General features: G+C 62.1%; 14 protein-coding genes. 1 reads left to right on the top strand and 13 read right to left on the bottom strand.

The annotated features are described in order from the left end of the window. Positions 1-11: 11 nt before the first annotated feature. The 13 genes from ACTJI7_RS20775 to ACTJI7_RS20715 all read right to left on the bottom strand — a co-directional run bounded on the left by ACTJI7_RS20775 (position 12) and on the right by ACTJI7_RS20715 (position 11052). A complete protein-coding gene (locus tag ACTJI7_RS20775) occupies positions 12-1481 on the bottom strand; it encodes an aldehyde dehydrogenase (protein WP_063155136.1) in 1470 nt (489 codons plus the stop codon). Between the two features lie 9 nt (positions 1482-1490). Continuing rightward, positions 1491-2261, bottom strand: a complete 771-nt coding sequence (locus ACTJI7_RS20770; RefSeq protein WP_041908340.1) for an aspartate dehydrogenase — start codon at positions 2259-2261, stop codon at positions 1491-1493. 9 nt (positions 2262-2270) lie between these two features. Beyond that, on the bottom strand, positions 2271-3065 hold the full coding sequence (locus ACTJI7_RS20765; RefSeq protein ID WP_063155137.1) for an SDR family oxidoreductase: 795 nt from the start codon (positions 3063-3065) through the stop codon (positions 2271-2273). Next, entirely contained in the window at positions 3049-3819 is a 771-nt protein-coding gene (locus ACTJI7_RS20760) for an alpha/beta fold hydrolase (RefSeq protein ID WP_063155138.1), read from the bottom strand. The genes ACTJI7_RS20765 and ACTJI7_RS20760 overlap by 17 nt, the downstream gene beginning before the upstream one ends. Positions 3820-3828: 9 nt before the next feature. Next, a complete protein-coding gene (locus ACTJI7_RS20755; protein ID WP_017382915.1) occupies positions 3829-4359 on the bottom strand; it encodes a cupin domain-containing protein in 531 nt (176 codons plus the stop codon). Positions 4360-4369: 10 nt separating this feature from the next. After that, the gene (locus tag ACTJI7_RS20750; RefSeq protein WP_063155139.1) at positions 4370-5626 is read right to left on the bottom strand and encodes an MFS transporter; all 1257 of its coding nucleotides are present in this window, start codon (positions 5624-5626) and stop codon (positions 4370-4372) included. A gap of 25 nt (positions 5627-5651) precedes the next feature. After that, on the bottom strand, positions 5652-6839 hold the full coding sequence (locus ACTJI7_RS20745; protein ID WP_333021657.1) for an NAD(P)/FAD-dependent oxidoreductase: 1188 nt from the start codon (positions 6837-6839) through the stop codon (positions 5652-5654). Continuing rightward, the gene (locus ACTJI7_RS20740) at positions 6836-7762 is read right to left on the bottom strand and encodes a VOC family protein (protein WP_049136405.1); all 927 of its coding nucleotides are present in this window, start codon (positions 7760-7762) and stop codon (positions 6836-6838) included. The genes ACTJI7_RS20745 and ACTJI7_RS20740 overlap by 4 nt, the downstream gene beginning before the upstream one ends. Before the next feature lie 78 nt (positions 7763-7840). Next, on the bottom strand, positions 7841-8629 hold the full coding sequence (locus ACTJI7_RS20735) for an IclR family transcriptional regulator (protein ID WP_028014350.1): 789 nt from the start codon (positions 8627-8629) through the stop codon (positions 7841-7843). Between the two features lie 12 nt (positions 8630-8641). After that, positions 8642-9391, bottom strand: coding sequence for an SDR family oxidoreductase (locus ACTJI7_RS20730; protein ID WP_232927824.1), 750 nt, complete (start codon positions 9389-9391; stop codon positions 8642-8644). After that, the gene (locus ACTJI7_RS20725; RefSeq protein ID WP_440670898.1) at positions 9391-10413 is read right to left on the bottom strand and encodes a Rieske 2Fe-2S domain-containing protein; all 1023 of its coding nucleotides are present in this window, start codon (positions 10411-10413) and stop codon (positions 9391-9393) included. Before ACTJI7_RS20725 ends, ACTJI7_RS20730 begins: the two co-directional genes overlap by 1 nt. A gap of 10 nt (positions 10414-10423) precedes the next feature. Then, positions 10424-10732, bottom strand: coding sequence for a recombinase-like helix-turn-helix domain-containing protein (locus ACTJI7_RS20720; RefSeq protein ID WP_028014353.1), 309 nt, complete (start codon positions 10730-10732; stop codon positions 10424-10426). Continuing rightward, positions 10729-11052, bottom strand: coding sequence for a Rieske (2Fe-2S) protein (locus tag ACTJI7_RS20715; RefSeq protein ID WP_003860044.1), 324 nt, complete (start codon positions 11050-11052; stop codon positions 10729-10731). The genes ACTJI7_RS20720 and ACTJI7_RS20715 overlap by 4 nt, the downstream gene beginning before the upstream one ends. Positions 11053-11466: 414 nt before the next feature. Here ACTJI7_RS20715 and ACTJI7_RS20710 point away from each other — a divergent pair, with 414 nt between their 5' ends. Then, complete coding sequence (locus ACTJI7_RS20710; RefSeq protein ID WP_326431163.1) at positions 11467-12678, top strand: MFS transporter; 1212 nt, start codon at positions 11467-11469, stop codon at positions 12676-12678. Position 12679 lies beyond the last annotated feature (1 nt).

Below are 12679 nucleotides of genomic sequence, written 5' to 3'. Positions count from 1 at the left end.
CTCACCCTTTCTCAGTCGCACCAGTGGTTGACGCTGTTACCCGTCGCCAGATAAATGCTCTTTTGCTGCATCCAGGCTTTCAGCCCCTGAATGCCCTTTTCGCGGCCCAGACCGCTCTCTTTAAAGCCCCCGAACGGGGTCGAAATCGCAAAAACTTTGTAGGTGTTGATCCACACCGTACCGGCCTCCAGCTGCTCGCTCAGGCGCAGCGCCCGCCCGGTGTCACGGGTCCAGATCCCTGCCGCCAGGCCGTAAACCGAGTCGTTCGCCTCGCGGATCAACGCCGCTTCATCGCGAAACGGCATCGCCACCAGCACCGGGCCGAAGATCTCCTCCTGGCAGGCGCGGGCGCCGTTCGTCAGCCCTTCGATAATGGTCGGCTGGAAGAAGCTGCCGTTTGCGAGGTCAGGATCCGCCGGGATCTCCCCGCCGCACAGCACCCGGCCCCCCTCGCGCTTCGCCAGCTCGACGTATTCCTGCACGCTCTGGCGATGTTTCTCATTGATCAGCGGCCCAACGTGAACGCCGTCGGTGAAGGGGTGCCCTACGCGCAGCCCGCGAGTTAATTCCAGCAGCCGCGCCATCAGCGGCGCGTACAGGCTTTCGTGGATAAACAGCCGGGACCCGGCGATGCACGCCTGCCCTGCTGAACTGAAAATGCCGTAGCAGATCCCGCGCGCGGCCTGCTCAACGTCGGCATCCTCCAGCACGATGGTCGGGGATTTACCGCCCAGCTCCAGCGACGCCGGGATCAGCTTTTCCGCAGCCACGTGCGCCAGATGGCGGCCCGTGGCGGTGCCGCCGGTAAAGGAAATTTTTCGCACGCGGGGATGGCGCGCCAGCGCGTCGCCAATCACCGAGCCTTTGCCCGGCAGCACGCTCAGCAGCCCGGCGGGCAGCCCGGCCTGTTCAAAAATGCGCGCCAGCTCAAGCGCCATCAGCGGCGTGGCTTCGGCAGGCTTGAGGATCACCGCGTTCCCGGCGGCGATGGCCGGGGCGACCTTCTGCATCTCGCTGGCAATGGGCGAGTTCCACGGCGTGATGGCCGCCACCACGCCGAGCGGCTCATAGCGGCTTAGCGTCAGCAGATCCGGCTGGCGCGGCGTGGGCAGCTCCCCTTCCAGCAGCTCGCAGGCAGCGGCGAAGTAGCGGGCCGTTCCCGCCGCGCTCATCACCAGCCCGCGCGCCTCCGCCAGCGGCTTGCCGTTATCCCGGCTCTGCATCTGCGCCAGCTCGTCAGCGCGGGACTCAATCAGATCCGCCACCTTGTGCAGGATCTTCGCCCGCATGTGCGGCAGGCTGTTGCGCCAGGCGGGATCGCGCCACGCGCGCTCGCCGGCCTCGATCGCGTCGTGCAGATCGTCAAGGTTTGCCGCGTTCAGCGTCGCATTGAGCGACCCGTCAGCCGGGAAGTGGCTCTGCATCGGGTTGCCACCGCCGCGTCGCCACTGGCCGCCGATAAAAATCTTCAGATCGTCCATCGTCACTCCTCAGCTCAGGGCCAGTTCGCGGCAGGCGCGCACCGCGCTGAGTGCCGCCAGGGTGGAGGTTTTAGGGTTAGACGCCAGCGGCAGCCCGCTCAGCTCCAGATGGAATTCGCCAAACAGCCCTTCTACGTGCAGCGTGTGGGTGTTACGTTTCGTTGCCGGGTCAACCATCAGCTGCACGCGGGTTTCATCCATCCCGACGCCGCCGAGCGCCACGGTCGCCGCCACGTTGGCGTTCGCCGGGAACAGGCGCGCCGCCTCGCGGGCGCTCCCTTCAAAAAAGACCTTCGCCTCCGAGACCGCGTTAAGATCGATAAGCTGCTCGGCGTAGCTGCCGCGCCAGCTGGCCGGGCTTTTACGCGACTGATAGGTGACGCGCTCAAGCCCGCCCTCCTTCGCCGCCGCCAGCCCGTCGATGCCGGCCACCGCCCCGGAAAGCAGCGTCAGTTTTCCGCCCGCCGCGAGCAGGCGCTGCTCCAGCGCGCTGTCCGCCAGCGCGCCGGTGGAAATGACCGCCAGATGCCAGCCGCGGCGCAGAATCGCTTCGCCGTACTGCGCAACCGCCTGCTGGCTGGCGCACTCCAGCACCAGATCGGGCGTTTGTGCGCAGGCCATCGGCGAGGTCAGCGCCTCGACCGCATCGCCAAACTGGTCGCGAATGGCGGCATGGTGAGACGCGCGCGCCACGATCCAGCCGATAGCCACGCCGGCGGGCAGACGCTCAATCACCGCCTGCGCCATGGCGCCATAACCAATTAACATTACCTTTTTCATGATGTGTCCTTACAGATGGCGGCAAAAGCCGCCGGAAACGTCCAGCGCCGCGCCGGTAGTAAACGAGGCCAGCGGTGAGGCGAGAAACAGCAGCGCCTGCGCGGGCTCCTGCGGCTTGCCGAGACGCGCCATCGGAATGCCGCGCTTGCGCGCGATTTCCGCCGTCCACTCCGGCCAGCTCTGGCTTTTGTCCGCCCGGCTTTCGAAGCGGCGCTGCCACTGGCCGGACTCGACCATGCCAAGCAGTATGGAATTGACGCGAATGCCTTTGCCCACCAGCTCTTTCGAGAGCGTCAGCGTCATGTTCAACAGCGCGGCGCGGGCTGCCGACGTGGCGATCATGTGCTCTTCCGGCTGAAGCGCCAGCAGGGAGTTCACGCAGGTGATGGAGGCGATATCGGAGCGTTCCAGCAGCGGCTGAAACGCCTGCACCGGATTAATGACGCCAAACAGTTTGAGTTCGGCTTCGTGCAGCCACGCCTCGCGCGGCGTGTCGCTGAAGTGCGCCACGTAGCCCTGACCGGCGTTGTTGATCAGCATATCCGCCGCGCCAAAGCGCGCCTGCACCGCATCCGCGAAGGCCTGCACCTCGTCGGCGTTCAGCACGTCGCAGCGGTATGAGAAAATCTCCCCGTCGGGATAGTCGTTTTGCAGCGTCGCATGGGCGCTGGCGAGCCGGTCCGGGTCGCGGCCACAGAAGGCGACTTTCGCCCCTTCGCCCAGCAGCAGGCGCAGCGTCTCAAAGCCAATGCCGGACGAACCGCCGGTAACGACCGCTACGCGGCTGTCAATGTGTGCATTCATCGCGCACCTCTTCGTTAATGCGTAAAAGCTGTTGGTTAAAAAACGCGTCGTTATCGAGATAGCTCGCGTGTCCGGCCTGCGGAATCGCGGTAAACGGCATGCCGTAGCGCAGCGCCAGCCCCTGTACCAGTTCGGGCTGCGTGATCGCGTCCTGCTCGCCGCACCAGACTTCAAATTGACCGGCGTAACGCTTAAGCCAGCCGTGAATGTCGTCATGCGCCAGCATCCACGCGGCAGCGAGGTAGCCTTCGGGGCGCAGCCTGCGCATGCCCGCCGCGACGGTGGCGATATCTTCTGCGCGCGCGCCGGGGCGCAGCAGCTTCGCGGCGCGGGTCTGCGCGAGAATGTCGCCGCCGAGCGCCATCTGCTGCTCGCGATTACGCCAGACCTGCTCTCGCTGCGCCGGCGCGGCATTGCCGTAACCCTGCGCGGCGTCCGCCAGCACCAGATGAATAACGCGTTCAGGGAACTTCGCCGCAAACGCGCTGGCCACCAGCGCCCCCAGGGAATGGCCCACCAGTACCGCCTGCCAGACGCCTGCGCGATCGAGCATCGCCGCCAGCGCGTCGGCGTAATCTCCCGCGTTCGCCCGCTCAACCGCCAGCATCGGGCTTTCGCCGTAACCGGGCATGTCCAACGCCAGCACGCGAAAGCCCTCCAGCGCCATCTGCTTATGCCAGGACGCAGCGCCAGAGCTGATCCCATGCAGCAGCATCAGCGGGATGCCGCTTCCCTGTTCACGAAAACCCGTCATGTCGCCTCCTTAGTTCCGCTTCACTTTTGAGAGCGGATGATCGGAGGGATAGGTCGGGATTTCCGGCTTATTGGTTCCCAGCATGACGCACATCAGCGCCTCTTCTTCCCCGTGGTTAAACAGGCCGCGATAGATGCCAGGCGGGACGGAGATCAAGTCACGCTCGCGCAGCACGGTTTCGGTGTAGTTGTCGCCGTCCTGGATCATCAGCGTGATCTGCCCTTTGAGCATGAAGAACACCTCCTCCACGTCGTCGTGCAGGTGCAGCGGCCCTTCGCACTTCGACGGCAGCACCATGGTGGAGAAAGTAAAATGGTCCGCCTGCACGGTATTGGTGTCGTTCGCCACGCCGGTTGCGCCGGTGCCGATGTAGCGCATCTGCGCCCGGCGGTATTTCGGGTCAAAATCGGCCTGGAACTTCAGCGCGTTCCAGTCGTATTTACGGCCTTCGAAGCGCGCGATGCGCGACTCGACCCACTCTTCCATCGTCAGGTGGTCAGGTTTGATGCCTGTTTTGTTGGTTACGGTTGAATCAGTCATGACACTCTCCTCAGTAACGTCTCAGCAGCGGCAGTAACAGGACGCAGCCCACCGCCGCCATCACCGCCAGAAAAATCAGCCCGGAATCCATGCTGTGGGTGAAGGCGATCAGCGCGCCCATCACCGCCGGCGACAGCGCGCCCGCAAAGTTTCCCAGCCCGTTGAAAATGCCGCCCGCCGTGGCGCTCACCCGGGGATGGGTGGCCTTCGCCAGCAGGGCGAAAATGTTGGGTGCGCCGGTGCCCCACATAAAGGTGCTGAAGCTCATCGCCGCGATGATGGCAAGCGGGGTATCAAGGTGCATCACCGCCGCCAGCCCGATGGCCGCCCCCGCCATGGAGATAAAGCAGGCCGCCGCGCGCTTATCGACCCGGTCAGAGAGCCACGCGCCAATCACCTCTCCCGCCAGCATGGCGATGAACGGCATCGACGACAGCCAGCCCGCGTGCTCCAGGTGGATGCCTTTGCCCTTAATTAAGTAGCCAGGCAGCCAGCCGTTGATGCCCCACAGGTAGGTCAGGAACGCGATGTTAAAGATGCAGATGATCCAGAAGTGCGGGCTGACAAACAGCTCGCGCCGCGCCGCGCGCCGCTCGTCCTGAGACGCCTGCGAGGTACCGGGTTTTGCTTCCAGACGGATCCCGCGCAGGCCAACGCGCACAAAGATAAGCACCGGCACGGTCAGCATTGCCATCACAAAGAAGGTGCTCTGCCAGCCGAAGGTGTTCAGCAGCCAGAGGGAGAGCGGGAAGCCAATTGCCGCCCCTACCGGCGTGCCCAGCAACCACAGCATGGTGGCGCGCGCCTGTAAATGCTGCGGGAAGTTGTGGCGCACGATGGCGAAAGCCAGCGGGAACAGCGGCCCTTCCGCCACGCCCAGCAGGATGCGCAGGACGATCATCAGCGTGTAGTTATGGGTAAAGCCCATCGCCACCATCAGCACGCACCAGATCGCCATCATCCCGGTGAGCAGGCGCAGCGGCGCGATTTTGTCGCCTAAACCGCTCAAAAATACCGACGAAAAGCCGTAGCTCAGCAGGAAGGCGCTCATCAGAATGCCGAGGCGCGTGGTGTCAAAATCGATGCCCATCGCCTGCTGGAAATGGCCGTCGGAAAAGAGCGCCGCGATGCTGATTTTGTCGAAAAAGGCCAGCAGCACGCAGGCCAGCAGCGACAGCGGGATGGCCCAGCGCACCGCTTTTTCAGGCGTGCGGGTTCCCTCACCGCTCGCCTCGACGGGCGCGGTGTTGGTCTCTAATGTGGTCATGTCTCCCCCTACGGGTGCGGGTTAGCTATCGCAATGACATCAGTGAAAAAGCCGGGTCGGCGAGCGGCACATTCGATAAATCTCGCTCCGCGGCCATCCAGCGCTTCGCCAGCTTGACGGTGCGCGCATCGTTGAACGCCACCAGCTGCGTTAGCCGACCGTTGTCGTCCAGCGAGAAGTACAGCGCCTCTTCACGCACTATCGTTCGGCTGCCCGGCTGCGGAATGCCGAGGATCTGGATGTTGTGCTGATATTGATCCGACCACAGCCACGGCGCGTCGTCGTAGCCTGGCGCATCGGGGTTAAGCATGGCTTTCGCCGTCGCCACTGCCTGATTCTGCGCGAAGGCCCAGGACTGGATGCACAGGCCGTAGTGATGGTGCTGCGCCACGTCGCCTGCGGCAAAGATGAACGGATCGGACGTGCGCCCCTGGGCGTCCACCACGATCCCCCGCTCGGTGCGAAGTCCCGCATCGCGCGCCAGCTCAAGATTGAGATCGACGCCGATCCCCACCACCACCGCGTCAAAGGTTTCGCGCTGGCCGTCGCAGTGGATGACCGGCAGGCCGTTATCGTCCTCCAGCTCCAGCGCGCCGCAGCCGGTACGGATCTCCACCCCCTGCTCGCGGTGGATGGTCTCTAAGCGCTGCGACACCTCGCCGCTCACCGAGCGCATGCACAGCGCGGGCTGCTGCTCGAACAGCGTGACCGTCACGCCGCTTTTGCGCGCGGAAGCGGCAATCTCAAGGCCGATCCAGCCGCCGCCGACAATCGCCAGTTTTTTACTTTCCGCCAGACGCGCCTTCAGGCGCTGCGCATCCTGCCAGTGGCGCAGAGTGTAGACCTGCGGATGCGCCGCCCACGCCGGTGAAGGCAGGCGCGCCCTCCCGCCGGTGGCCATTAGAAGAATGTTGTAACTAAGGCGTTCGCCGTTGCTTAAACGCACGGTTTTCGCTTCACGATCGACTGATTCAGCACGCAGCGGGCGGTACCAGGTCAGGTTCAGCGCCTGCTGTGCTTCTTCGCTAAACAGCCGCGGGAGCGCCGCGTCCGGCTCCAGCAGAGACGCTTTCGACAGCGGCGGACGTTCGTAGAAATCCCACTCCTCTTCCGCCACCACGCAGATCTCGCCGTCGAAGCCCTCGTCGCGCAGGGTTTTCGCCGCCCAGCCGCCCGCCTGACCGCCGCCGATAATGACAATGCGCGACGTCATACCGCCTCCGGCTTTTTCTGCTGGCGGCGGGTGTCGTGGTCAATCCCGCCTTCTACCGCCCATTCGGTAAAGGAGACCAGGGAGTGCTCTAGCTCGCGCGGCTGCCAGTTTTCGGTCAGATAGTCGTCGTTGGTGTAATACTCAAACGCGCCGCCGGTCGGGCTATTGACGTACCAGAAATAGGCCGACGACACCGGATGGCGGCCCGGCCCGATAAAGGTGCTCCATTCATTTTTATTCATCGCGATACCGCCGCCGATCACCTCGTGGATGTCGCGCACGGTGAAGGCCACGTGGTTGAGGCCGCGCCTGCGGTTCGGCAGTTGCAGCAGGAACAGGTTGTGATGTCCGCCGCGCACCCCGCAGCGCAGGAACACGGCGCGGTTGATGTAGCGGTCCGAAACCTGGAAGCCGAGCACCTCGCGGTAGAATTTCTCCACCGCCGCCAGCTCCTCCACGAAGAACACCACGTGCCCGACGTTGATCGGCTGCGCGCGATCGTAAACCGGACTGGGCGTGTCGATACGGCGGGCATCGCCCCACTGGTTGATCGGCTCAACGTTCAGCTCCACGTCGGTCTGCTGGCTGACCTGCACGCGCAGGGTCATGCCGTTCGGATCGAGGCATTCCAGCGCGTCGCCCACTTCGCGAAAGCCGGGCTGCTGCGCAAGCTTCGGGCGCAGCGCGTCGAGATCGGACTGTGCGGCAACCGCCCAGGTCATGCGGCGCAGGGTGTTGCCCGCTTCAAACGCCGGCGGCAGGTCGGGACTGTCGATGGGGTTCAGCTCCACGCGCGCGCCGCTCAGGGTGGTAAAACGCTGGCCGCTGGCATCGCCCGTCAGGCCAAAATCACGCATAAATTTGGCGCAGTGCGTCAGGTCTTCCACGCCAAATTCCAGCTTTTCAATTCCGGTTACACTCATCGTTCGTTGCCTCATCTGGCCCAAATTGGGCGTAAAACATGCCCGACGCAGTCAAGCGCCTGACGTTAACTCACTGATTTAGCTGGCCTGTGACAAATAGCCTAAGAAGCCAGAAATTTTATCCGCCGCGAGGCGAACCTCGTTTTGCAGCCGCTCGCGGTCGGTCTGCGGGATCTCCTCCGACGGCACCAGAATGCTGACCACCGCCGCCACGCGTCCGCTTCGGTCATACACCGGGTAGACGATGGAGGAGATGCCGTGGCGGAAGAAGGATTCGCCGATGACAAACCCGCGGGCTTTGTCCTGTTGCACCATCTGCCACAGGGCCTCGCGGTCGTGAAGCTGCCCCGGCGTGTTGCCCGGCAGGCGCTCGTGCGGGAACAACTGTTCGAAATCGGCGCGGGAAATATCGGTCAGCAACATGCGGCCCAGCGAGGTGCAGTGCACCGGCAGGCGGGTGCCAATGCTGACCTGATTGATGCGCGACCCGGCGGCGCTGACGCGGGCGATGTAGATAATGTCGCGCCCGTCGCGGATCGCCAGATGGCTGCTGCACTGGCTCACGTCGCGCAGCTGTTCAATCACCGGCTGGCCGACCTGCGCCACGTCCAGCGAGGCGATGTACTCAAAGCCGAGACGCAGCACGTTCATGCCCAGCGAAAAAGTATTGGTACGCGCGTTGCGCTCCAGAAAGCCCATGTACTCCAGCGTCTGCACCACGCGATAGGCGGTCGCCTTCGGCATATCCACCAGCCGGTGCAGCTCGGCAAAGGTCAGATCGCGATGCTGCTCGCCAAAGGCCAACAGCAGCTGTAAACCGCGCTCCAGCCCCGGCACCAGATACTTCACTTCCTGATCGTTTGCCATAATCGCCACACCTTAGTTAAAAACAAAACCGCCGTTGACCGGGATCAGCTGCCCGGTGACAAACCGCGACAGATCGCTTAACAGCCAGACTACGCTGCCGGTGACGTCTTCCGGCTGCTGCGCGCCGGTTAACGCGCGGCCATTCTCGTAAAGCTGATGGCGCTCGGCCGGAACATATTCGGTCGCCTCGACGCGGGTTAACCCCGGCGCGATGGCATTAATGCGTATACGCTTTTCGCCCAGTTCACGCGCCATTGAGCGGGTCATGGCGATCACGGCGCCCTTGCTGGCGACGTAGGCCATCAGGCGCGGCGCGCCCCACAGCGCGGTGTCGGACGCAACGTTCACGATACCCGCGCCCTCGCGCAGCAGCGGCACCGCAGCGCGCGTCACCAGCCAGGTGCCTTTGACGTTGACGCTCATCACCCGATCCCAGAGATCCGGATCGTAATCGAGCATATTTTTGCCGCCGACGCCCGTCGCCATCGCCGCGTTGTTCACCAGGCCATCGATCTGACCCTGCTCGCCAATCGCGCTGAACACCTGCTCAATGGACTGTGGATCGGCCAGATCGATAACGTGCGGTTCGATCGCATAGCCCCGCTCGCTCAGGGCGTGGGCGCTTTCGGCCAGCTCGCCCTTGAGGATGTCGCACATCACCACCGCCGCGCCCTGCTCCGCGCAGGCTTTGGCAAAGTGAAAGCCCAGCCCGCGCGCGGCGCCGGTTATGACGATGCGCTTGCCGCTCAGCAGCCCGTTCATCAGGCGGCTCCCTGCTGTTCTTCGCGCATCGCCAGTTGCTCTTTGGCGGCCTTTTGCATCATGCGGCGCAGGCGCGAGAGGCCGACGTCGTGCTGATACAGGTATTCATGGTCGCGGGCGTTTGGCGCCAGGCTTTCCAGCACCACGCGGTCCTGCTCCAGCACTTCCCAGTGCAGTTTTTCCAGACGGTTGCGGTACATGAAGCGCCACATGTCGCGCTGCCAGCCCTGCACCCGGCGAATGCGCCAGAAGAAGACGCGGCAGTTGTCGTTATCTTCCGGCACCACCATGCCGACGATAAAGAAGTGGCCGCCCGGCCCGAAACGCTTCTTGTACGGAATGGAGAGGCGCATCCAGCAGGTGCCGCTGTTGCCCAGCTCCACCCAGTCAAAGTTGACGCCGCTCTGCCCCTTTTTCTCGAAGATAAAGCCGGTTTTGGTCGGCTGGAGCACCATGTCGGCCTTGCGATCCCCTTCCGCCATTGAGTGCGACGAGGAGTGCAGATAGGTGCCGTGCATCGGATCCATCACGTTTTCCAGCGCGTACTGGTAATTGCATTTCCACGCGGCGGTGCAGAGGAAGTTGCTGAAGCTGTCCGTATCGGCGAGCTCGTCCGGGAAGGTCAGCTCGTCCGGCTGCTGGTCTGCGGTGACGCCAAACCACAGAAAGATTGCGCCGTGCGCCTCCTGCACGTTGTAGCTGCGCACGCACTGCTGGCCGACCAGCGGACATTTGTCCACGGCGGGCACGTCTTTCACCTCGCCGTTGCCCGCGACCTCCACGCCGTGATACCAGCAGGCAATGCGGTCCTCCAGGTTCCAGCCCATCGACAGGCGTGCGCCGCGGTGCGGACAGCGGTCCTCCAGCGCCTGCACCTGGCCGTCTTTGTTGCGCCAGACCACAATCTGTTCGCCCAGGCGGGTAATGCCCACCGGTGCAGACTGCACCTCCCAGCTCGCCAGCACCGGATACCAGAGGCCGCGCAGACCTTTATCGAGATAGTGTTGTACGGTAGTCGTCATCGCGTTGCCCTCAGTAGCCGTTAACCTGTAAGAATGCCTGGAAGCTGGCCTCGCTCCACGGCTCGCCCTGCTGATCGTGCATGCGCACCGCGTTCAGCCCGTTCACCAGCTCCGGTAAGGTTTCAACCCCCTGCTCGAAGAGATCTTCCAGCGTGGCGATGAGGTTCACTTCCCAGCTTTCCGGCTCGCGGCTGCGGGTCTGCCAGATCAGGTTCTGGTAATCACCCGGCTTATGGATCGCACCGTTACCGCCCTCAGCCGGTGGGGCAAACTGACGGCTTTCCGGCAGCGCCGGGTTGTAGTTCAGGGTGTCGCTCATGCCACGGTCTCCTCGACGAAGGTAATCTGAATCTGGTTTTCAAAAACCCGAACCGGGTAGCGGTTGAGGTTGCGCCCGCCGGGGCCGTGCAGGCACTGACCGGTTTTGACGTCGAAGACCGCCTCGTGCAGCGGGCATTCCACCTTGCCGTCCTCCACGAAGCCCTGGCTCAGCAGGGCATAGGCATGGGGGCATACGTCTTCCAGCGCGTAATATTCACCGTCAATCAAATACACGCCGATCTCTTTACCGTCGACGTTGCCGCTAAAAGGGAAATCTTCCTGTACTTGTTCTGCGTCACATACGCCTATCCAGCTCATCACGATCCTCCAGGCTTTTGTTTCATATATGAAACTCTGTTTCTTATTTAATACGGTCAATATAAAAGCGATGAATGTTTCGTCAAGCCGCAATGTGACGAATTTGTTAATCAAACGGCAATTAATTAACTAAGTGTGCAAAGGATCACGAAAAAATGCAGCGATATGAAATTTTCATTATTTCGGTGTGAAAGAATACGATTTATCGATGGCCTTAAATTTTAATAAACAGTGATTGACTTCTTTTCTTTTTGTTCCTTAAAAATAAAAGAAGGGAAAATTATGGTGTTTCACCTGTGAAACTTAATTTTATTTCTTCTTTAATAAACAATGAGTTTCACAGGTGAACCATTTTACCCACGTGACAATCACGCGCATAAAAATAGAAATAAGCGAAAACATAAGGCAGGCGTTATGACGGCAAGATGGCAAGGCACAGTGGCACTGTTATTACTGGTTATTATTTCCTACGTTGACCGGGTGAATATTTCTGTAATGATTTTAAACCCGGAATTTGCTCAGCATTTTCAGCTAAATGAAAACAGAATGTTACAGGGAATGCTTATGACCTGTTTTCTGCTGGGTTATGGATTTTCAGCTTTATTATTAACTCCGGTTATTGAAAGCAAACTCCATTATCGACAGGGATTATTGAGCAGCATAGCGATGTGGGCAGCGGTATGCGCCATTTCCCCGCTGCTCGGATCGCTGATGGGCATGCTCGTCGCGCGCACGATCCTGGGGATCGCTGAGGGGCCGCTCTTTTCGCTGAAAACGTGCTTCATCAGCGATCACTTTAGCGCGCAAGAGATCGGCAAACCCAACGCCGTGACCGCGCTGGGCGTCTCGCTCGGGCTGGCCGTGGGCTTTCCGCTGGTAACGTGGCTGATGGCGCATCTCGGCTGGGCCGGGTCGTTTTATGCCCTGGCGGTATTAAATCTGGTGCTGGGCGGCGGCCTTGTCTGGCGCTTCCTGCCCGCGCCGCGGGGTGCGGAGAAAATCAAAAAACCGGGCTTCGCAGAGACGTTTTCGCTGGCCTGGCAGACGCCGCTGCTCGGGTGGATCCTGCTGGTTGAGATTGCCACCCTGAGCTATCTCTGGGGGAGCAGCGCCTGGCTGCCCGCGTGGCTGCGCGACGAGCATCATTTCTCGCTGCACGCCACGGGCATGCTTGCGGCCATTCCCTTCCTGCTGAGTCTGGGCTCGAAGTTCCTCGGCGGGGTGCTGCTCGACAAAATGCGTCCGGAACAGGCGCCAATGCTGTTTGTGGTGGGCGGCGCGCTGACGGCGCTGTCCGTGGTCGCGCTGATGCTCAGCCATCAGCCTGCCTGGCTGGCGCTGTTTATGCTCTCGGCGAATATCTTCTGGGGACTACAGGGGGCGGCTATTCCGGCGGTGATCCAGCATCACGCCGCGCGGGAAGCGGTGGGCAGCGCTTACGGCATTATCAACGGGATCGGCAATATCTGCGCGGCGTTTATTCCGCTGCTGATGGGGATGGTGATGAGGTCGGTAGGGTCGGTCAGCTCAGGCTTTTCGGTGCTGGTCGTCTCGCAGGTAATCACCCTGCTTGCCGGGGGAATGTTGCTGCTGCGCATGCGTCGCGCAGCAGCAATCAGCGCGTAAG

The organism is Enterobacter sp. 22499 (assembly GCF_052044815.1).
Lineage (GTDB): Bacteria > Pseudomonadota > Gammaproteobacteria > Enterobacterales > Enterobacteriaceae > Enterobacter > Enterobacter bugandensis.
This window is presented reverse-complemented; position numbering and strand designations above follow the sequence as displayed.